The organism is Xenorhabdus eapokensis, assembly GCF_001908105.1.
The window spans coordinates 83,810-105,670 of the sequence record NZ_MKGQ01000008.1; the positions used below are offsets into that span (position 1 = coordinate 83,810).

General features: G+C 47.0%; 20 protein-coding genes and 2 pseudogenes. 20 read left to right on the plus strand and 2 right to left on the minus strand.

The genetic code is table 11. The features are described from left to right. Together Xedl_RS08010 and abiEi are read left to right on the plus strand one after the other, a co-directional pair. A complete protein-coding gene (locus tag Xedl_RS08010) occupies nt 1-1,086 on the plus strand; it encodes an aminotransferase class V-fold PLP-dependent enzyme (RefSeq protein WP_074023296.1) in 1,086 nt (361 codons plus the stop codon). A 260-nt stretch (nt 1,087-1,346) separates the two neighbouring features. Further along, nucleotides 1,347-1,883 (plus strand): type IV toxin-antitoxin system AbiEi family antitoxin, encoded by a 537-nt coding sequence (gene abiEi, locus Xedl_RS08015; protein ID WP_074023297.1) that lies wholly within the window; start codon nt 1,347-1,349, stop codon nt 1,881-1,883. Between the two features lie 135 nt (nt 1,884-2,018). On the opposite strand, the gene paaZ is transcribed toward abiEi, so the two are convergent. Continuing rightward, nucleotides 2,019-4,091, minus strand: coding sequence for a phenylacetic acid degradation bifunctional protein PaaZ (paaZ, locus tag Xedl_RS08020; RefSeq protein ID WP_074023355.1), 2,073 nt, complete (start codon nt 4,089-4,091; stop codon nt 2,019-2,021). A gap of 327 nt (nt 4,092-4,418) precedes the next feature. Here paaZ and paaA point away from each other — a divergent pair, with 327 nt between their 5' ends. The 18 genes and pseudogenes from paaA (at nt 4,419) to Xedl_RS08110 (ending at nt 20,882) form a co-directional block, all read left to right on the plus strand. Then, nucleotides 4,419-5,360, plus strand: a complete 942-nt coding sequence (gene paaA, locus Xedl_RS08025) for a 1,2-phenylacetyl-CoA epoxidase subunit PaaA (RefSeq protein ID WP_074023298.1) — start codon at nt 4,419-4,421, stop codon at nt 5,358-5,360. Nucleotides 5,361-5,414: 54 nt separating this feature from the next. Beyond that, nucleotides 5,415-5,702 carry a 1,2-phenylacetyl-CoA epoxidase subunit PaaB gene (gene paaB, locus Xedl_RS08030; protein WP_074023299.1) on the plus strand — a complete coding sequence of 96 codons (288 nt, stop codon included), beginning with the start codon at nt 5,415-5,417 and terminating at the stop codon, nt 5,700-5,702. A gap of 11 nt (nt 5,703-5,713) precedes the next feature. Next, nucleotides 5,714-6,505: a 1,2-phenylacetyl-CoA epoxidase subunit PaaC gene (gene paaC, locus Xedl_RS08035; RefSeq protein WP_074023300.1), complete on the plus strand. Its 792-nt coding sequence runs from the start codon at nt 5,714-5,716 to the stop codon at nt 6,503-6,505. A 39-nt stretch (nt 6,506-6,544) separates the two neighbouring features. Next, nucleotides 6,545-7,063, plus strand: a complete 519-nt coding sequence (gene paaD, locus Xedl_RS08040) for a 1,2-phenylacetyl-CoA epoxidase subunit PaaD (RefSeq protein ID WP_074023301.1) — start codon at nt 6,545-6,547, stop codon at nt 7,061-7,063. Between the two features lie 27 nt (nt 7,064-7,090). Further along, nucleotides 7,091-8,179: a 1,2-phenylacetyl-CoA epoxidase subunit PaaE gene (gene paaE, locus Xedl_RS08045; protein ID WP_074023302.1), complete on the plus strand. Its 1,089-nt coding sequence runs from the start codon at nt 7,091-7,093 to the stop codon at nt 8,177-8,179. Nucleotides 8,180-8,208: 29 nt separating this feature from the next. Next, nucleotides 8,209-8,982 carry a 2,3-dehydroadipyl-CoA hydratase PaaF gene (gene paaF, locus Xedl_RS08050; RefSeq protein ID WP_074023303.1) on the plus strand — a complete coding sequence of 258 codons (774 nt, stop codon included), beginning with the start codon at nt 8,209-8,211 and terminating at the stop codon, nt 8,980-8,982. A gap of 3 nt (nt 8,983-8,985) precedes the next feature. Further along, nucleotides 8,986-9,783: a 2-(1,2-epoxy-1,2-dihydrophenyl)acetyl-CoA isomerase PaaG gene (paaG, locus tag Xedl_RS08055; RefSeq protein WP_074023304.1), complete on the plus strand. Its 798-nt coding sequence runs from the start codon at nt 8,986-8,988 to the stop codon at nt 9,781-9,783. A 2-nt stretch (nt 9,784-9,785) separates the two neighbouring features. Continuing rightward, nucleotides 9,786-11,405 (plus strand): 3-hydroxyacyl-CoA dehydrogenase, encoded by a 1,620-nt coding sequence (locus Xedl_RS08060; protein WP_074023305.1) that lies wholly within the window; start codon nt 9,786-9,788, stop codon nt 11,403-11,405. Between the two features lie 2 nt (nt 11,406-11,407). Further along, complete coding sequence (gene paaI, locus Xedl_RS08065) at nt 11,408-11,884, plus strand: hydroxyphenylacetyl-CoA thioesterase PaaI (RefSeq protein ID WP_074023306.1); 477 nt, start codon at nt 11,408-11,410, stop codon at nt 11,882-11,884. A gap of 2 nt (nt 11,885-11,886) precedes the next feature. After that, nucleotides 11,887-13,101, plus strand: a complete 1,215-nt coding sequence (gene pcaF, locus Xedl_RS08070) for a 3-oxoadipyl-CoA thiolase (protein WP_074023307.1) — start codon at nt 11,887-11,889, stop codon at nt 13,099-13,101. Between the two features lie 138 nt (nt 13,102-13,239). Next, nucleotides 13,240-14,574: a phenylacetate--CoA ligase PaaK gene (gene paaK / locus Xedl_RS08075; protein ID WP_422645914.1), complete on the plus strand. Its 1,335-nt coding sequence runs from the start codon at nt 13,240-13,242 to the stop codon at nt 14,572-14,574. Between the two features lie 168 nt (nt 14,575-14,742). Continuing rightward, nucleotides 14,743-15,684 carry a phenylacetic acid degradation operon negative regulatory protein PaaX gene (paaX, locus tag Xedl_RS08080; RefSeq protein ID WP_074023309.1) on the plus strand — a complete coding sequence of 314 codons (942 nt, stop codon included), beginning with the start codon at nt 14,743-14,745 and terminating at the stop codon, nt 15,682-15,684. Next, nucleotides 15,681-15,860 (plus strand): annotated as a pseudogene (locus Xedl_RS08085) (type B chloramphenicol O-acetyltransferase); the annotation flags it as partial. The gene paaX and the pseudogene Xedl_RS08085, both read left to right, overlap by 4 nt. A 159-nt stretch (nt 15,861-16,019) precedes the next feature. Next, nucleotides 16,020-16,559, plus strand: a complete 540-nt coding sequence (locus Xedl_RS08090) for a dihydrofolate reductase family protein (RefSeq protein ID WP_074023310.1) — start codon at nt 16,020-16,022, stop codon at nt 16,557-16,559. A gap of 264 nt (nt 16,560-16,823) precedes the next feature. Then, entirely contained in the window at nt 16,824-18,257 is a 1,434-nt protein-coding gene (gene treB, locus Xedl_RS08095) for a PTS trehalose transporter subunit IIBC (RefSeq protein ID WP_074023311.1), read from the plus strand. 18 nt (nt 18,258-18,275) lie between these two features. After that, a complete protein-coding gene (gene treC / locus Xedl_RS08100) occupies nt 18,276-19,937 on the plus strand; it encodes an alpha,alpha-phosphotrehalase (RefSeq protein ID WP_074023312.1) in 1,662 nt (553 codons plus the stop codon). Nucleotides 19,938-20,123: 186 nt separating this feature from the next. Beyond that, a complete protein-coding gene (locus Xedl_RS08105; RefSeq protein WP_074023313.1) occupies nt 20,124-20,555 on the plus strand; it encodes a hypothetical protein in 432 nt (143 codons plus the stop codon). Next, complete coding sequence (locus tag Xedl_RS08110) at nt 20,556-20,882, plus strand: lysozyme inhibitor LprI family protein (RefSeq protein WP_074023314.1); 327 nt, start codon at nt 20,556-20,558, stop codon at nt 20,880-20,882. 31 nt (nt 20,883-20,913) lie between these two features. Here Xedl_RS08110 and Xedl_RS33560 read toward each other — a convergent pair. Further along, nucleotides 20,914-21,030, minus strand: a pseudogene (locus Xedl_RS33560) (GNAT family N-acetyltransferase); the annotation flags it as partial. Nucleotides 21,031-21,861: the final 831 nt, after the last annotated feature.

The following is a 21,861-nucleotide window of genomic DNA, read 5'->3' on the forward strand; positions in this document are numbered from 1 at the left end:
ATGAAAACCTATCCATTGCAAAGCATGACGATGGCACAAGCGCAACAACAACAATTCAGGCTGGTTGATATTATCTGTCGTTACTTTCCTGGTGCTGATTTTCTTTCGCAAGGTGATCTGGGCTTAGTTCCAGATTTTCACCAACCGCGGATGACCCGACGCATTGAAGCGGTAATTGCAGAGTTTTTTGGTGCTGAAACCGCCGCTTTTGTCAATGGAGCAGGAACAGGTGCACTACGCGCGGGGCTGGCCGCTTTGGTCAGCCCCAATTCAACGTTACTTGTGCATAATGCACCGATTTATCCCACAACCAAGGCATCAATTGAACAAATGGGGCTTCGTGTCGTTCAGGCAGATTTCAACCACACAGAGCAAATTGTGGCCGCCATTCAGCAATATCAACCCGTAGCCAGCCTTATCCAACATACCCGCCAGAAGATGTCTGACAGTTATTCCCTACAAGAGGTTATCGACACCCTGAATCAATATGACATACCTTCATTGGTCGATGATAACTACGCGGCGATGAAAGTGACCCATATTGGTTGCCAGTATGGCGCAACCCTTTCCACGTTCTCTTGCTTCAAATTATTGGGACCACAAGGCGTTGGGTTAATTGTAGGAAAGCAGGCAATCATTGATAATCTACGCCACAGCATGTACTCCGGCGGCTGCCAGATCCAGGGTTATCAGGCAATGGAAGCCCTGCGTGGTATGGTATTCGCGCCGGTTATGCACGCAGTACAGGCCGAAGTGAATAACGAACTGGTCACTCGTTTGAACCAAGGAGAGTTACCACAAGTGAAACACGCCTTGCTCGCCAATGCTCAATCAAAAGTGTTATTAGTGGAATTCCACGATCCCATTGCAGAAAGAGTACTCGCCACAGCCCATACCCTCGGCGCACTACCTTATCCGGTAGGTGCAGAATCAAAATTTGAAATCCCCCCCCTGTTTTACCGCATTTCCGCCACCTTTCGTCAGGCAGATCCTACCCTGGAACAACGCATGATCCGCATCAATCCTAACCGTAGCGGCGCAAATACCGTCATGCGCATTTTACGGGAAAGCTGCCAGTTGAAATAACAGGGCACAGACCAGTGGTAAATCGCATACTTTCAAAAAACATCGGTCATGTATTCAAGACGTTGTTCTTCATCTAAATGCCTATTTTGCAAGCTGCTTATCGCGATCTAAAACGAGATTAAATGCAGCCCTCTGGTTTTCATATTGGCCAGAAACAAGTAGACAGATACACTACTTTTATATGTGGTTTACGTTCACTTTATAAGCGGCTATTATATAGACACAAATAACACACTAAAGTGATTTAAACGTACATTTAAATGAACCAAATTACAGCCATTCAGTGCCTAAATAAACTCGATCAACAAGGTCATTATGTTTTTACTCATAAAGATCTCGCCAAACTGTTTTCAGAAGATAGCAAACGGGCTTTTGAAGCTGGATTGAGCCGCCTCGTTAAACAGGGTGTACTATTACGAGCCTGTAAGGGGGTTTATGTGTATGCGTTATCCCGCCATAAGGGGCTTCATACCTTAGAATTAATTGCCAAAGCGATTCGACGAGGTGAATACAATTATGTCAGTTTAGAATCCGCACTATCTGAATATGGCGCTATTTCACAAATCCCAATTGATCGATTAACCGTGATGACTACTGGCCGTAAAGGCGAATATCACACACCTTTTGGTACGATTGAATTTACACATACTAAAAGATCAGTATCAGACATTATTAACCATATCCATTTTGTCGGCCGGCCGCTCCGTTTGGCGAATAAACAGGCCGCTTATCGCGATCTAAAGCGAGTTGGCAGAAACACGCACTTGGTTGAAGAGGATATCATCTATGAAAATTGAAGAGGCCGATTTCGTACATCCAGCCTGAATTTAAACTTTAATAAACAGCCTGAGGATTACCGCTGCCCTTGCCTTTGACAAATCCCCTCAGGCCACTTTGTTTCCTTGACTTAACAACGCTTATCCTAACCGTAATTATACCGACGCCGCAAAATCACTTTGCTGCCGTTCTACCAACGTCAGGATGCTATAAAGTGCCACCGGCTGTTGTTCCTGATTCAACACCTGCACATCCCACATCACCACACCATGTGGTTTATCTTCTGGCGTCTTCTGGACTTTCTTAATCTTCTTCTTGCAGGTCAAACGAACTTGGATAGTATCGCCAATCTTAACCGGCTCAATGAAACGCAGGTTTTCCATACCGTAGTTGGCAAGCACCGGCCCTACCGCACCATCAACGAACAAGCCCGCAGCAGCCGATACAACAAAATAACCATGTGCTACACGCTCGCCAAACAAGGATTCAGCCGCGCCGATTTTATCCACGTGGGCGTAAAAATGATCGCCACTCAGGCTGGCGAAATTTACGATATCCGCTTCCGTCACCGTCCGGCGAGCAGTCAGTAAACTTTCACCAATTTCAATTTGTTCAAAGTACTTGCGGAATGGATGAATCGGTTCTTCCTTCACTTTCGCGCCACGCACCCACTCACGACCAATCGCTGCCAGCATACTTGGGCTGCTTTGAATCGCTGTACGCTGCATATAGTGTTTCACGGCACGCAAGCCCCCCAACTCTTCTCCACCACCAGCACGCCCTGGCCCACCATGTACCAACATGGGTAGCGGGGAGCCGTGCCCCGTGGATTCCGCAGCAGCCGCTTCATCCAGCACCAACATACGACCATGAGCACATGCTGTCGCACGGATCACCTGAACTGCAATCTGTTCATCTGCCGTCACCAATGACCCAGCCAAACTACCCTGTCCCATCATCGCCAATGCAATCGCCTGCTCAGTATCCTGATACGCCATTAATGTGGCAACCGGCCCAAAGGCTTCCGTGCTGTGTACCACCTGATTAGTCATTGGCGCAGCGCAGTAGAGCAACGTCGGTGGATAGAATGCGCCATTACTGTTGCTATCGCCTGTCAGTACGAGTTTATCCAGTGAACCGCCACACAAAACCTCGCAACCACTATTGCGCAATTCGTTGACTTTCACCTGCACCTCATCACGCTGTTCCAGGTTAATCAACGCTCCCATGCGCACTTCTGGCAAAGTAGGATCGCCAACTGCCACGCCAGACAGCCGCTTGAGCAGCGCTTGTTTGACCGCTTCCATTTGGCTGGCAGGGACAATAATGCGCCGGATAGCCGTACACTTCTGACCGGCCTTCGCCGTCATTTCACGAGTCACTTCCTTGATGAAAACGCCGAATTCCGGCATGTCAGGTGTCACATCCTCGCCTAAAATGCAGCAGTTAAGCGAATCGGCTTCCATCGTAAAAGGAATGGATTTTTCTATCAGTCTAGGATGGACACGCAACTTCTGCCCTGTTTGTGCCGAGCCGGTAAACGTCACGGCATCCTGATAATCGAGATGAGCAAACAGATCACCAACGCCACCACAGATCAATTGCAATGCCCCTTCCGACACCAAACCGCTATCGATGATCATTTTCACCATCGCCTGTGTCAGTTGGGCAGATGCCGTAGCAGGCTTGATAATCGCGGGCATGCCAGCCATCCACGTTGGAGCCAATTTTTCCAGCATCCCCCAACAAGGAAAGTTAAACGCATTGATATGCAATGCAACACCGGAGCGGGAAGTCAGCACATGGCGTGCCACAAACTGGGATTGTTTAGACAGCGGGATCATCTCATCTTCCGGCCACAGGGTATCATCCGGCAATTCACGCCCTGCTAATCCGGCATAAGAGAACAATGTTGCTACGCCCCCCTCAATATCCACCCAACTATCCGCACGGGTTGCACCTGTTTCTGTGGAAATGGCATACAATGCTTCTTTATTGGCAAGCAGGTGTTTTGCCACTGCCTTCATCATCTGCGCACGTTGCTGGAACGTCATCGCAGCCAGCGCTCTTCCCCCTTTTTCACGGGCGTAAACTAAACTTTCTGCCAATGGCAAACCTTCTGAAGATACCTGATACAACGCTTCGCCGCTGACTGCATGATGGATAATTCTGGGATTGCCTTGCCCATAAACCCAGTCACCACAAATGTAACTCGTTAACTGTTGCATTTTTTTCTCCACCGATTTAACCAATGAAACAATCATTAAGTAATGGAATGCCATTTATGTATCACATATACGATTAACAAAACCAGCCATATAATTAACAAAATACAAACATTTGCACCCAGTCACTTGTTAATATTTATCCCACTGCTAAATAAAAATAATTAATCTATTGTTTTATAAAGAATAAAAATTCATATTGTGATGTGAACAACAAATAAACAATTTTTGTATTTGCTATTTTGTTACCATTTTGTAGATTTGCGGTTACATAAAGTGATTCATTTTTATTTCTTATATCAAAAAATAAGAATCATAATGGAGTCGCGCATGACAATTGATCTACTTCAGGCGAACTTTGAGGCAAAAATAGCAGCAGATCTCTCTGTTGAGGCTAAAGATTGGATGCCCGAAGCCTATCGCCAAACCCTGATACGCCAGATCGGTCAACACGCACACTCGGAAGTCGTCGGCATGTTACCGGAAGCCAATTGGATCACCCGTGCCCCGACATTGCGTCGCAAGGCTATATTGCTGGCGAAAGTACAAGATGAAGCAGGGCATGGGCTGTATCTCTACAGCGCTGCTGAGACATTGGGTTGTTCCCGTCAGGACATCTACCAAAAGTTGTTGGCTGGCAAGATGAAATATTCCTCGATCTTTAACTATCCCACCCTCAGTTGGGCAGATGTTGGCGTGATTGGCTGGCTGGTGGATGGTGCGGCGATTGTCAATCAGGTTGCTTTATGCCGTGCCTCTTACGGTCCCTACGCCCGCGCGATGGTAAAAATCTGCAAGGAAGAAAGTTTCCACCAACGGCAAGGTTATGAAGCAGTAACAGTGCTGGCGAATGGCAACGAAGCCCAGCGTGCCATGTTACAAGATGCCATTAACCGCTTCTGGTGGCCGACATTGATGATGTTTGGTCCCAATGACAGTGATTCTCCCAACAGCGCCCAGAGCATGGCATGGAAAATTAAGCGATTCAGTAATGATGAACTGCGGCAAAAATTCATCGACAACACCGTGCCCCAGTTGGAAGCCCTGGGTATGACAGCTCCCGATCCGGAGCTGGCTTGGGATGAAACAACAGGACATTACCGTTTTGGTGAAATTAATTGGGATGAATTCTATCAAGTGCTGAAAGGGCAGGGGATATGCAATCACGAACGTCTGGAAGCCAAACGCCAAGCCTGGGAAAACGGGGGCTGGGTACGGGAAGCGGCTGTTGTTCACGCCAGAAAAATAGCAGCCAAACATCGCGCCGCTTAATGCTTTACGTTACCTGAATTACGTTACCTGAACAGCAGCGAAGGGAGAACTCTAATGAACGATACCGATTGGTCACTGTATGAAGTCTTTGTCCGCAGTAAACAGGGATTGGCGCACCGTCACGTCGGCAGCCTCCACGCGGCAGATGATCAAATGGCACTGGAAAACGCACGTGATGCCTACACTCGGCGCAATGAAGGTTGCTCCATCTGGGTAGTGAAATCCATCTATCTGGTGGCTTCACAACCGGAAGAGCGTGGCGCTTTTTTCGCACCCTCGGAGGACAAGATCTACCGTCATCCGACTTTCTACACTATCCCTGATGGTATCAAGAATATGTAAGGGATGAGAATATGAATATACACAGCATCTCATCACCCAACCATTCCTCGTTCAACCATGCCCTGTTCAAATATGTACTTCGTCAGGGAGATACCCCGCTGATTCTGGCACAGCGCCTGTGCGAATGGTGTGGACATGCGCCAGAACTGGAAATTGACCTCGCCCTGTCCAATATCGCACTCGATCTATTGGGGCAAGCACGCCATTTCCTCAGTTATGCCGCGACCCTTTCAGGAACAGGACAGGATGAAGATCATCTGGCGTTTTGGCGTCATGAGCGCGAATTCTGCAATCTGCTGCTGGTGGAACAACCCAATGGCGGCTTTAACGACACCTTGGTACGCCAGTTTTTTATTGATGCCTATCACGTCTTGCTGCATCAGGCTATGGGACAAAGCCGCGATCCCCAATTGGCGGCCATTAGTGCCAAGTCGTTGAAGGAGGTGAAATATCACCTGCGATTTAGCCGAGGCTGGATGATCAGATTGGGGGATGGAACAAAACTGAGTCACGAAAAAATCCAACAGTCCGTTAATCAACTGTGGCGCTTTACCGGCGAACTCTTCCATTGCGACGAAATAGAGCAGCAATTGGCAGAAGAAGGCATTGCCGTTGATCCCAGCACCCTGTATGAACCGTGGCGGCAAATCATCAACGCAACGTTTACCGAAGCCACGCTAGAAATGCCACAGGAGACACCTTATCGGCAAGGTGGAAAACAAGGGCTGCATACGGAACATTTGGGATACATGTTGGCAGAAATGCAACACCTGCAACGCACTTATCCCAACTGCAACTGGTGACAAAAACGGATAGAAAACAAAGGGTAATGGGAGAAGATCATGGAACAGCGATGCAATACTCACTTTTCTTCAGAGATACAGCCGCCGGAAATTCATCAAATCTGGCAATGCCTGCACCAAATTGCTGATCCAGAACTTCCTGCACTCTCCATTACTGATCTCGGCATGATACGGGCTGTCACATCCTGGCAAAACGGCTGGCGAGTGACATTCACCCCAACCTATTCCGGCTGTCCTGCGACGGAATACCTGATCGAAACTATTCAGGAAATGCTGGCGCAAGCAGGTTTTTCTCCGGTGCATATCGAAGTAAGCCTACACCCTGCGTGGACCACCGACTGGATAAATGCAGAGGCTAAACAACGTTTGCGGGGATCCGGCATTGCTCCGCCTCAGGGATTAACTTGCGAAAGGACGACAGACATGGCCTCCATCATCTGCCCGTACTGCGGCAGCCATGAAACAGAAAAAATCAGCGAATTCGGTTCTACTGCCTGCAAAGCCCTCTATCGCTGTCGAGATTGTTGGGAACCATTTGATTATTTCAAATGCATTTAACGAGGGTGCACTTAAAGAGGAAATAAGATGTCCACTTTGCATCAAACACGCTCACATGGCTTTCACCGCTTAAGCATTGCCGCCATCGAAAGGGAAACGCCGGATGCTGTGGTCGTTACCCTGCATATTCCTGCTGAGCTGAAAAAACAGTTCTGCTATCACCCTGGTCAACACCTGACACTCAAGGCGAAGGTAAATAACGAAGAACTACGCCGCTGCTACTCCATCTGTAGCTCACCGTTGGATGATGTATTACAAATTGGTGTCAAAGCCATTCACCAAGGCCGCTTTTCGACTTTCATCAATCAACAATTAAAAGTCGGGGATGAGCTGGAAGTCATGCAGCCACAGGGCAATTTTGGTCATCATCCCAGTACCGACCAACAGGGGCATTATCTGGCTATCGCTGCCGGTTCGGGTATCACTCCCATTTTATCGATCATCAAAAGTACGCTGGCACTAGAACCCAATAGCACCTTTACGCTTATTTATGGCAATCGCACCAGTCGCTCTGTCATGTTCAAAGAAGCACTGGCTGATCTCAAGAATTGCTACCTGAGCCGTTTTCAGGTGCTGTACCTGTTTAGTCAGGAATCCACGGATAGCCCACTGTTTAACGGACGCATTGATACTGAACACCTGAACCGCATTGGCAAAACCCTGCTCAATTTTATCCAATTTGACCATGCTTTTCTCTGTGGACCAGAAGCCATGTTGGATGACGCTCATTCTGCACTGGAACAGGCGGGGATACCTGTTGAACACATCCATAGTGAACGTTTCAATACCGGACAAGCCACAATAAAGCCCCGCTCAGCCAATCCCGCAGAACGCAGTAAGACTCGCGTTGAGATCCATCTGGATGGCCGCACCCTCCACATTGCCATGAACACCGAAGATGACAGTATCCTCGATGCTGCATTGCGTCAGGGCGCAGACTTACCCTACGCCTGTAAAGGAGGGGTATGTGCTACCTGTAAATGCCGGCTTAAATCCGGTGAAGTGGACATGAGGATGAACTACAGCCTGGAACCTGATCAATTGGCTGCCGGTTATATCTTAAGCTGCCAGTCATGGCCGAAAGGCGATGGCGTAGTTGTCGATTTTGATATCTAACCACTTTCATATGCTTGTGAGGAGCTACCATGAGTCAGGAATGGATTTTATGCCACCAGCAGCAAAAAGTACGCACATTGACCCTAAATCGGCCAGAAGTGCGCAATGCCCTCAGTAATGACTGTCTGGAACAACTCGTGCAGCAATTGGAATTCGCGGATACGGATAGCGGAACAGGCGCCATTGTTATTACGGGATCAGCGCCCTGTTTCGCGGCAGGTGCCGACCTGAAAGAACTACAACAACAAAACATTGCTACAGCTATGACTGATCGCCGCCCACAACTTTGGCAACGTTTAAATAATATCAGCAAGCCCCTGATTGCGGCTGTCAATGGTTACGCACTTGGCGCGGGTTGCGAACTGGCATTGGCTTGTGATTTGGTGATTTGTGGAGAAAACGCCCGTTTTGGTCTACCAGAAATCACCCTAGGGCTGATGCCAGGGGCGGGGGGAACCCAACGACTCATCCGTAGCGTCGGCAAGGCATTAGCTTACCAGATGATATTGACCGGCGAGGCTATCGATGCCCATCGCGCTCTGGAAGCGGGGCTGGTAAGCGAAGTCTGCACTGATGCTGTGACATTAGAGCGTGCACAGCAAATCGCCCAACACATCAGTGAATTTTCCCCTCTGGCATTGCGGGCAGCCAAAGCCGCCCTCAAAGCCGCACAAGAAACCAGCCTGTCACAAGGGCTACTCGCCGAACGCCAACACTTTGTTGCTTTGGCAGGTACAACCGATCGTCAGGAAGGCATCTCCGCCTTTTTAGAAAAACGTAAACCAACATTTAAGGGGTTCTGACAGATGGAAAACATGTCAACGGTACTGACTGATATACAAGCAGGTGTCCTTAGCATTACTCTCAACCGTCCAGAATGCCTCAATAGCTTTAATGAGGAACTACACCAACAATTAAGTCAGGCAATGGATATTGCTGAACAGGATGAATCCGTGCGCTGTGTCCTGCTCACCGGAACCGGACGCGGCTTCTGCGCCGGACAAGATTTAAATGATCGCAATGCCATCATTTCTGATGGCAGCACTCCTGATCTCGGCCAATCGGTTGAACGCTACTATAATCCGCTGATCCGGCGTATGACTTCCCTGCCTAAGCCTATTATCTGCGCCGTCAACGGCGTGGCGGCGGGTGCGGGTGTCTCCCTTGCTTTGGCCTGTGATATTGTTATTGCCTCCCGCACTGCCAGCTTTATTCAGGCTTTCTGCCGTATTGGCCTGACACCCGATTCTGGCGGTAGCTGGTTTCTGCCCCATAAGATTGGACAAGCGCGGGCGATGGGGATGGCACTGTTGGGCGACAAAATCAGCGCTGAACAAGCACTGGATTGGGGCATGATCTGGCAAGTCGTTGCGCCAGAAGAGTTGGAAGATAAAACCCAGAAGCTCGCCCTACACCTTGCTACCCAACCTACTTTGGCTCTTGCCTGCATCAAGCAAGCCACCTATGCAGCCGCAACCAATACACTGGAACAACAGCTTGCTCTCGAACGAGATTTACAACGCCAGTGCGGGCATAGCGAAGATTTTCGTGAAGGTGTCAATGCGTTCATTGAAAAACGCCAGCCGACGTTCAAGGGGAAATGATCATGAACACGCCTCACCTCTGCGGTTCCATAGCCGTTATCGGTGCGGGAACAATGGGAATCGGCATTGCCCAGGTTGTAGCTCAGGCAGGACATTCCGTCCTGCTGTTTGACCGCAATAGCGAAGCGATCTGTCAGGCACTGGACAATTTACGCACCCGTCTGCATCAACGTGTAGCAGCAGGTAAAGCGGAAACCAGTGCAACAGAAGCCCTGTTACAACGCATCACGCAGGTGGATTCGTTACATGCGCTGGCACCGTGTGGTCTGGTGATCGAAGCCATTGTCGAACAACTGGAAGCGAAACAGGATCTCTTCCAGCAACTGGAATCCATTTGTTCACATCAAACCCTATTTGCCAGCAATACTTCATCATTGTCGATTACCGCCATTGCCCGTGTTCTGTCTGCCCCGCAGCGCATGGCAGGGCTACATTTTTTTAATCCCGCCCCCCTAATGAGGCTGGTGGAAATCGTACAAGGTTTAGAAACATCTCCTCAAACCGTGGCAACACTCAAAACCCTCGTGACGAGCTGGAAAAAACAGCCTGTGATTTGCCGTTCTACGCCGGGGTTTATCGTCAATCGCATCGCCCGTCCATTCTATGCTGAAGCCCTGCGTGCACTGGAAGAACGGATTGCGACACCCGCCACACTGGATGCAGTCCTCAAAGAATCGGGTGGTTTTGCAATGGGACCATTACAACTGATGGATTTGATTGGCCATGACATTAACTATACTGTGACCGAATCCCTGTTCCAGGCCTTCCATTATGACCCCCGCTTCCAGCCTTCACTACTGCAAAAAGAGCTGGTGGATGCCGATCATCTTGGGCGCAAACGCGGTCGTGGTTTCTATTCCTATAATATAAAAGGAAACAACAGCATAAGAAGAAACGGTGGAACAAAGGAGATCCCGCCACAACCTAAAATAGAGCCGAAACACGCCAAAGCACAAAAACAGCCAGTGCGGATCAAGGCGACAGGAAATTGGGCAGCATTACCACACTTTGTTGCCCTGCTACAACAGCCTAAGTTACAACAATATGGGATCATCTTCGAAGAAATTAAAAATGACCGATTCCACTCCCCGACTTTACAGATTGATGAAATTCTGTTGATTCTGACTAAAGGGAGAACCAGTGCGCAGATTGCCGACGAAGTCAGGATACCCGTGATGCAATTTGATCTTTCTGCCAACCACCAATTGGCTTCTATCATGACTCTTAGTACCGCCTGCCAGAATACGCCCCAACAAACGGCAAAGGTGATCGGTTTTCTGCAATCCCTCGGTAAGCAAATTATTCTCCTGCCAGATTATCCCGCCCTGCTAACCATGCGTACCGTGGCTATGTTATGTAACGAGGCACTGGATGCCATTCATAAAGGGATTGCCAGCATGGAAGATATCGATCTGGCGATGCGTCATGGTGTGAATTACCCCATCGGTCCACTGGCATGGGGTGAACAGTTGGGTTGGAAACATATTCTCAGTACGTTAGAAAACTTGCAGAAGTTTTATGGTGAATCCCGTTACCGCCCTGTGCCCTTGCTGCGCCAACTAGCGGCAGGACATACCAAACTCCCTCTCCAGCAAGTCCAACAACACAAGGAAAGGGGATAACCATGCAAGATAATGGTAACACAGCAAGCCAACTGGCTCGCCATCACGTTGAAACCATGTATGCCCAGGATGCCTGTGCCCAAAATATGGGAATGCATATTGAACATATCGATATCGGGTTCGCCCGACTCAGCATGAAAATCGTGCCCAATATGCTCAACGGTCATCAACGTTGTCACGGTGGCATTCTGTTCAGTCTGGCGGATACGGCTTTCGCCTATGCCTGTAACAGCGAGGGGAAGGCAACCGTCGCTTCCAGCGGCAGCATAGATTTTATCCGTCCGGCATTGGTGGGTGATCGACTCACCGCCACCGCTTCTGTTCGGCATCAAGGCAAAAATACTGGCCTGTACGACGTGGAGATCATCAACCAGAACAGCAAAATTGTCGCTTTTTTCCGCGGTTACGCCTATCGTTTCAGTCACCCTATTTCTGATAATACGGTGGAAAAAACCCAGCCAAACCGTCAGGGAGAGTAATCATGAACCATGCATTTATCTGTGATGGTATCCGCACACCTATCGGCCGTTATGGTGGTGCACTATCCAGCCTGCGGGCTGATGATCTGGCTGCCCTGCCGCTACGGGCATTGATGACTCGTTATCCAGCATTGGATTGGGAACAAATTGATGATGTGATCCTCGGCTGTGCTAATCAGGCAGGAGAAGATAATCGCAACGTCGCACGTATGGCACTATTGTTAGCAGGGCTGCCAAATTCGCTCTCTGGCACGACAGTCAATCGGTTGTGTGGCTCAGGTCTGGATGCACTGGCCTTCGCCGCTCGCAGTATTAAATCCGGCGATGCCCAACTGATATTGGCGGGGGGTGTTGAATCCATGTCCCGTGCTCCTTTCGTGATGGGTAAAGCGGACAGTGCTTTCAGCCGACAGGCTGAGATCTTTGATACGACTCTTGGCTGGCGCTTCATTAATCCTTTGATACAACAGAAATTCGGCACAGATTCCATGCCAGAAACGGCAGAAAATGTGGCCGCCCAGTTTCAAATTAGCCGTGATGATCAGGATGCCTTCGCCCTACGCAGCCAACAACGTGCCGCCATAGCGCAACGACGTGGAGTATTAGCTGAGGAAATCAGCCCTGTTACTCTGCCTCCAACCAACAAAAAAGGCGTAGCTACGGTCATTTCACAGGATGAACATCCTCGACCAGAAACGACGCTCGCACAATTACAACAGCTCAAAACCCCATTTCGTGCAGACGGCACTATCACCGCGGGTAATGCTTCCGGTATTAACGATGGTGCGGCGGCACTGATTATCGCCTCAGAAACGGCAGCCTTACACCAGGGGCTGACACCACGGGCACGCATCGTCGCAACGGCAACATGTGGTGTTGAGCCACGTATTATGGGGATCGGGCCATTGCCTGCGACTCGCAAGGTACTGGAGTTCACAGGCTTAACCTTAAATCAAATGGATGTTATTGAACTGAATGAGGCTTTTGCCGCACAAGCACTGGCTGTGATGCGCCAACTGGGATTACCGGATGATGCAGGGCACGTAAACCCGAACGGAGGGGCGATTGCTCTGGGGCATCCCCTCGGTATGAGTGGTGCCCGTCTTGCACTGACCGCAACCCTTGAACTGGAACGACGTGCCGGACGTTACGCCTTATGCACCATGTGCATTGGCGTCGGACAAGGCATCGCCATGATTCTTGAACGTATTTCATAGTCATCATTTTTACAACAACGAATTTCACAACAACAAAACTGATACACGATTAACTGACTTAACCAACACCTGCATATCACTACGTGCACATAACGACAAAAGCAACCTGTTACAAACAAATCAATAAAAGGACAGGAAATGATGAGCAACAACGGACAAAACCTAAAAAAAACCTCTGCACAACCCCAGGACGCGATTGAATTTGCTTCACGTGATGAGATTGAGGCGTGGCAATTTGAACAGATGGCATGGACCCTCAACCACGCCTACAACAACGCTCCCATGTATCGTCGCAAATTCGATGCAGCAGGTATCCATCCAAGTGATTTCAAGCAACTCAGTGACATCACCAAATTTCCTTACACCACCAAGCAAGATCTGCGGGAACACTATCCTTTTGATGCCTTCGCCGTCCCGATGGAGCAGGTCGTGCGCATCCACGCATCATCTGGCATGACCGGAAGCCCCACTGTTGTAGGTTATACCCAACGGGATATCGATACATGGGCGAATATCATCGCCCGTTGTCTGCGCTTTGCCGGAGTCAGTGCCAAAGATAAAGTGCATGTTGCTTACGGTTACGGACTGTTCACGGGAGGTTTAGGAGCACACTATGGCGCCGAACGGCTGGGAGCAACAGTCATTCCGATGTCTAGTGGCAATACCATCAAACAAGCGAAACTGATTATGGACTTCGAGCCTGACGTCATTATGATGACACCGTCTTATTGCCTGACTTTATTGGATGAGCTGGAGCACCAAATGGGTGGAGATGCCAGCATGTGCTCCTTACGTATTGGTATCTTTGGCGCAGAGCCGTGGACAGCCGCTTTGCGTACTGAAATTGAAACACGCATGGGCATCAAAGCATTGGATATCTATGGTCTGTCCGAAGTGATGGGGCCAGGCGTTGCCATGGAGTCACTGGAATACGCCGATGGCTCTACCATTTGGGAAGATCATTTCTACCCGGAAATCATTGATCCTGACAACCTGAATAACCTGGCAGATGGCGAAACCGGAGAACTGGTTTTCACTACCCTGAGCAAAGAAGCCATGCCCGTGATCCGCTATCGCACCCGCGACCTGACACGCCTATTGCCTGGTACAGCACGTAATATGCGGCGTATGGACAGGCTCACCGGTCGTTCCGATGACATGCTGATTATCCGTGGCATCAACGTCTTCCCATCACAAATAGAAGAACAGATCATACGCTTTAAGGAGCTTTCCCCTCATTATCAATTGGAAGTCAACCACGAGGGTAACCATGACTGTTTGTTAGTCAAAGTTGAACTGAAAGAACCCGATCTGCTGAACCATGAACAACGTTGCAACCTCTGTCATCAATTGCGCCATCACATAAAATCGACAGTAGGACTTATCACCGATATCAGCATCGTCAATTATGGAGTCATTCCACGTTCAGAAGGTAAAGCGGTACGGGTAATCGACAACCGACCGCGCGAATAACTTTCTGCCACCGCAAGTTAAATGCGATGAAACAGCGGTGGCACCTTTTTCAATAGTATTTTCCCAACAATATGTTGCTCCGAAGGGTTTTCTCTAAGCGTATCGATTAAGCTTATCGATACAGTTATGCTAACGTTATGACACACTTTTGAGCAAATCACAGAAACTATGGCACATAAACTTGACGATTTTATCCAACACGCTCTCAATGCACAGCCTGTCAGCGGAACATCGCTGATCATCTCCCTATATGGGGACGCTCTGAATCACCGTGGCGGTGAAGTTTGGCTTGGCAGTTTGAGCCTCTTGCTGGAGCCGATGGGGTTTAGTGACCGTTTCGTGAGAACATCCGTATTCAGGCTGCAAAAAGAGGGATGGCTTACAGTAGAAAAACTAGGGCGACGCAGTTATTACCGCATCGCCGAGCGGGGAATGCATCAATTTCGTCATGCAGAGAATAAAATCTATCTCAATGAGCAGCCAGAATGGGATGGCAAGTGGGATCTGCTGCTACTGGAAGGCACCGCCAAAAACGAACGTAACCGTTTAAGAAAAGAGCTGGCTTGGTTCGGGTTTGCGCAATTTAACAGCACCCTGATCGCCGCACCAAGCAATACCCAAAGAGACATTCCTTCCCTGTTGGGGGAGCTTAACGCCAGCGATTCCGTCATCTATTTCCGTGCTGATTATCCCTACCCACGTTCGCAACAGAGCTTGAAAGAACTCGTCTCTATCAATTGGTCACTGGAGCAGATATCACAACACTATCACGAATTTATTGTTTCCTTCCGCCCATTGATGACACTACTACGGGATTGTCATGAGGCCGATCTGACACCAGAACGCTGTTTCCAATTACGCCTGCTGCTGATCCACTTTTACCGCCGCATAGCCCTGCGCGATCCACTGCTGCCTGATGCACTGCTGCCCGCACAATGGGAAGGGAAAATTGCCCGTAATTTGTGTATAAATATTTATCAGCACATTGGCCTTGCTACGACACGCTACGTCAGTGAACGTTGCGAAACGACCATTGGCCAATTACCTCAACCCACCGCCGCGTATTACCGACGTTTTGGCGGATTACACAATGAAATAAATACCCTATGAAAAACTATTTCGACAGTCCCTTTAAGGGCAAAACATTAGCGGAACAGGTTACCAATCCCAATATTCAGGTTGGCCGTTTCAGTTATTATTCCGGTTACTATCACGGCCATTCATTTGACGAATGTGCCCGTTATTTATCACCTGATTTAACCAATGTCGATAAGCTCATCATCGGATATTGAAGCTCTATATCAGTGGTGGAAAACTCAAAAAGGCTAATCATCTTTTTGCTCGCCTGCTAAAGTAACTAGGGCGTATATAATCATTATTTATCTGATCAGGCATCATAACCTTCCCATGATTAATAGCCCTATGTACAAAAATAAGGAAAATCCATGTCAAAACTCATCTATTATGTCGCCGCCACAATGGATGGTTATATCGCTACTAAAAACCATGAATTGGGTTGGTTATATGATTTTCCGCCAGGCGATGATGCCACTCCTTATGATGAGTTTTATCAAAATATCGGAGCCACAATTATGGGAGCTGAAACCTATGAGTGGATTATGAAAAATGCTGCGGATGAATGGCCGTATCAAAATATTCCTTCCTTTATCCTCTCCTCAAGAAAATTAACGATTTCTGCCAACATTAATGCCGTTATCACTCAAGATAATCCCCAAAATATTGCCGTCAAGGCAAAAGTCGCAGCTAAAGGGAAAGATGTTTGGGTCATTGGGGGAGGTAAGACTGCCGCAAGTTTTGCCGATGCCGGAGAGTTACAACAACTGTTTATTACCACCATTCCAGTCTTCTTAGGCTCTGGTATTCCTGTCCTGCCCGTTAGCCAAGCTGTTAATGTAACGCCTAATAAGCAAAGATGCTTACGAAATGGCGCGATTGAAACAATTATGGATATTAAAATGATATGACTGACTATTTTGGCGTATCTGCTGACTAAAAACCCGATAATAATAAGCACCATGAATATAAAAATCCTTTAATTTCAAATCAATAGCCTAAAGTGTGATCTAAAACTCAAACAAAGCAACTTTTCATATTCAAAATATAAAAATCTGTCTACGATTGACCTGCTATTATCTCAGTCTATTTCATTATCTCATCACGAGAATAATCATTCTGTTAATCGCAAAACTCCATTATTTATAACTCCTGCCATACCAAGGAGAAAAGGCATGAAGAAAAAACAAATAAATCAAAAGGATATTGATAATCTTATTACCCTGATTGGTGGTAAAGAGAATATCGCTTCCGTCAGTCATTGTATCACCCGCCTCAGATTCGTTCTTAATACACCAGAAAATGCCGACGCCAAAGCCATTGAAGAGTTACCCATGGTCAAGGGATGCTTCACTAATGCCGGACAATTTCAGGTCGTGATTGGGACAAATGTGGATGTTTATTACAAAGCGCTGCTTGAAACCACAGGAAAACAATCCGTTAATAAAGAAGAAGTTAAGCAAGCTGCTCGCCAAAATATGAAATGGTATGAAAATGCAATTTCACATTTTGCTGAGATCTTCTTCCCCCTACTGCCAGCCCTGATCAGCGGCGGTTTAATCCTCGGTTTTCGTAACCTGATCGGCGATATCCCGTTTAGTGAAGGCAAATCGCTCGCGCAGCTCTATCCTGTCTGGCAAAGTGTCTATGATTTTCTCTGGCTAATCGGCGAGGCCGTATTCTTCTACCTCCCTGTCGGTATTTGTTGGTCTGCCGTCAAAAAAATGGGCGGAACCCCCATTCTGGGGATTATTCTCGGCATTACTCTGGTTTCCCCGCAATTGATGAATGCTTACCTGCTTGGGCAACAAACGCCCGAAGTCTGGAATTTCGGCTGGTTTACCATTTCTAAAGTCGGTTATCAGGCTCAGGTTATTCCTTCCCTATTAGCCGGCCTGACGTTGGGATGGATTGAAACGCGACTGAAAAAATGGGTACCAGACTATCTCTATCTTGTGATTGTCCCTGTGGTTTCTCTGGTACTGGCGGTTCTCCTTGCCCACGCCTTGATAGGCCCCGCCGGACGTGCTATCGGGGATGGTGTTGCCTGGGTTGTTAAAAGTCTAATGACGGGTAGCTTTGCGCCTATCGGAGCCGCTTTGTTTGGTTTCTTCTACGCACCGTTAGTCATTACAGGTGTACACCAAACAACACTGGCCATCGATTTGCAAATGATCCAAAGCACCGGAGGAACACCGATTTGGCCTATTATTGCGCTATCTAATATCGCCCAAGGTTCTGCCGTTCTTGGCATTGTCTGGGCAAGCAAGAAACAAAAAGAACGCGAAATTTCTGTTCCTGCGGCAATTTCAGCCTATCTGGGGGTCACCGAACCCGCCATGTATGGTATCAACCTTAAATACCGTTACCCCATGTTCTGCGCGATGATTGGCGCAGCTCTGGCTGGGCTGGTTTGTGGGCTCAACCATGTAACCGCTAATGGTATCGGCGTTGGCGGAATACCGGGGATTCTTTCTATCAAGCCGCAGTTCTGGATGGTTTATCTGATTGCCATGCTCATCGCGATTGCTGTGCCATTCATGCTGACCGTTCTGGCTTATCGCAGAAATGAACGCAAAGCGATCTTATCCAATGAACAGGCCAATTAATTTTGTAGGTATCTATTTATGACGGAACAAAAACCCTGGTGGATGGATAGCGTTATCTACCAAATTTATCCAAAAAGTTTTCAGGATAGTACCGGTAGCGGTACAGGAGATATCAACGGGATCACCCAACGGCTGGATTATTTACAGCGACTCGGCGTTGAGGCCATTTGGATCACGCCGATTTACCCCTCTCCGCAGGTTGATAATGGCTATGATGTCGCTGATTACTGTGCCATCAATCCTGATTATGGCTCCATGGAGGACTTTGACAATTTGGTGCAAAATGCCCATCGCCGTGGCATTCGCATTATTTTGGATATGGTTTTCAATCACACTTCAACTCAACACCCGTGGTTCCAGGCGGCACAAGACATTAATAGCCCCTACCGTCAGTTTTATATCTGGCGCGATGGTTCTGAAGGTTCCCTGCCCAATAACTGGAAATCCAAATTCGGTGGTAATGCGTGGCAGTGGCATGCAGACAGTCAACAATATTACCTCCACCTGTTTGCGGTTGAACAAGCCGATTTAAATTGGGAGCATGAACCGGTTCGCGCTGAGCTGAAAAAAATCTGTGAATTCTGGGCTGATCGTGGCGTTGATGGCTTGCGTCTGGATGTCATTAACCTTGTCTCAAAACAGCAAGATTACCCGAGTGATGATCGCGGAGATGGCCGCCGATTCTACACCGATGGCCCGCGGATACATGAGTTTCTGCAAGAAATGAGCCGTGAGGTTTTCCAGCCTAAAGGATTGATGACGGTTGGTGAAATGTCATCCACCAGCCTTGAGAACTGCCAACGCTATGCTGCCTTGGACGGAACAACGCTGTCTATGACGTTTAATTTCCACCATCTAAAAGTTGATTATCCAAACGGTGAAAAATGGACGCTGGCAAAACCAAATTACGTTGAATTGAAAAAGATTTTTGCAACATGGCAGCAGGGTATGCACCAAAACGCCTGGAATGCGCTTTTTTGGTGTAACCATGATCAGCCGCGTATTGTCTCTCGGTTCGGGGATGAGCACCAACACCATAAAACATCCGCTAAAATGCTGGCGATGGTGCTGCATGGTATGCAAGGCACGCCTTATATTTATCAGGGCGAAGAGCTGGGCATGACAAATCCTCACTTTACGCGCATTGAAGATTATCGGGATATCGAAAGCCTGAATATGTATCAAGAGCATATTGAAAAAGGTATGCAACCAGAGGATATACTGGCAATTTTGGCGCAGAAATCCCGTGATAACAGCCGAACCCCCATGCAGTGGGATAATTCAGCAAACGCTGGTTTTACCACAGGAACGCCGTGGATTGCGCCTTGCAGTAATTACTCAGAGATCAACGCCGAAACCGTATTACAGGATGAAGATTCCGTCTTCTATTGCTACCACAATTTGATTAAGTTGAGAAAGCAACAGCCCGTTCTGACATACGGTGATTACCTGGATCTGCTGCCAGAACATCCGTCGCTATGGTGCTATCTGCGTCGTTGGCAGGATCAAACCTTGCTGGTTATTGCAAACCTTAGCGATGAAACCCAACTTTGGTCTCCAGAATCTTCGCTGTTAAACAAAAAGTGGCAAGTATTGATGAGCAATTACTCATCACCTGCAATGGTAGATCATGAAATTAAAATTAAACCTTATGAATCAATATATTTAATATCCAAGTGATAATATTATTTATATTTTCATTTGGCATAATGAATTATTTATAAAACACTTTAAATACCCTACCTTGCTAAAAATAAAGCGAGGTAGGGTATATTCTTTCAAAGACTCATGCATGCCAGTATATTAATGGCTCATCCACAAAATTTATGCCATACTTTTTTAGTCTCAAACAAGGAGTATGCCATTATGTCTTACTCAAGATATTTAATTTATTTGGGGATCATCAGTCTGCTACTATCTGCCTTTGCACAAGCACAAGTGCCATCTCAACAATTATCTCCAGACCAGAAAAAATACCTACAACAGCTAATTAATGAACAAGTTACAGATAAATCTGCATTGCCAACGGTAGAGAGTTGGTCAGATACTAAAAAAGTAGCAGAGTTTATTTGTCGTCCTTTTGCCTTATCCACCATAAAAAAATATCACAAAAACGCTGATAAAGTTTTCCTCGGTGTGGGTTCAGAAGAGAGTATCAGACTCAAACCCCTTTCTGAGTTGGTCGGTATCGGTATGTATAGGACGGATGAAGGTTGGCACGACATTCGATTTTCCTGCAAATTAGATGCAACGGGTAAAGCCCAATCATTCAACTTTTTCCCCATAGAGGAGAATTAAATGAAATATCTCTGGCTTATGTTACTTATCTTCTCCCCACTCAGTTTTGCTGCCAGTTTTGACTGCGCCAAAGCCAAGGCGCCGGATGAAAAAGCAATTTGTGCAAACCCAAAGCTAAATGATTTGGATGTGGAATTAAGTGTGAAGTATCACTTTCTGCGAGGGTTGTTTGCTATGGGCGTATCTGGCGAAATGTATGATGAGCAAACTGCATGGCTGAAACAGCGCCAAAAGTGCAAGGGCGATACAACCTGTTTACTGCAAAGTTACCGCCAACGCATTCATCAACTTGACAAACTGTATAATTGGATAGAGAAACCGATTTGATAATAAATAATTAGAGCACCAAGGAAGGTCTTTCTTTCAATACATAAACATTACATAGATAGCCAAATGTTACAAAATCCGTTACGAGTCTGGCAAATCCTATTTGGGTTTTATCTTTATACAACCCAAATGTCAGGCTGTTTTCAGAATGCAGATGAAGCAGGGCATATGCCTATTTGTTAAAAATGCATGGCGTGAATATTATTTACTGGCTGTATGAAAACAATATGGAATACCTGAGTATTCTGAAAAAGATATCAGCCATTGAAAAACTTGATGACATATATCCTTAAGGGAAAATTTCATTTTTCCCATATTAGCCTTATAAATTATGAAATTTAAGGTAATAAATAATTCATGGTTAATAATATCCACTTAGCTAAAAATAATTGTAGTATTACAAGTTTAACTCCCGTGTTATCGATACAGGCTGCGCCGCCCTAAGGAAGCGCGGCCTATTGCCGATAGCGGTGATGGATTACTTATAGTGGCGTCATTCATCATTACTGAGTTTCACTGGTCGGCTGAGTTTTAGTCTGATTACGTTTTTCATCAGACAAGGTTTCATAACGGGTTATTTCTGTATTCAGAGAATCAGACTGATTGCGAAGTTCGTCGAATTACTTATCTTCATCAGCATTGAGTGAGCGCTTTTCGTTTTCGGCTTTGGTGAGAAGCGAACGCATTTTTTGGGTTAAATCGGATTTTTGTTGGCATAATTCGAGTAATTTTTTCATGATATTTCTATAATTAATTTATTTTTTCAGCAAGCAAATCTTCAACACAATGAAAAATAACAATAAAGAATTCTAACCATGATGTTTGAATATACAAAAAATTAATGTTTGTTGTTTAAAAAGAAAATGGGATTAAGCACTTTTGTTAAAAATCAAGTAGAGTAAAATAAGTAACACAGTCATTATTACCTGTGTATCTCAAGGTAAAAAGCTAATAATCAGAGCAAGAGACAGTCTTTCTT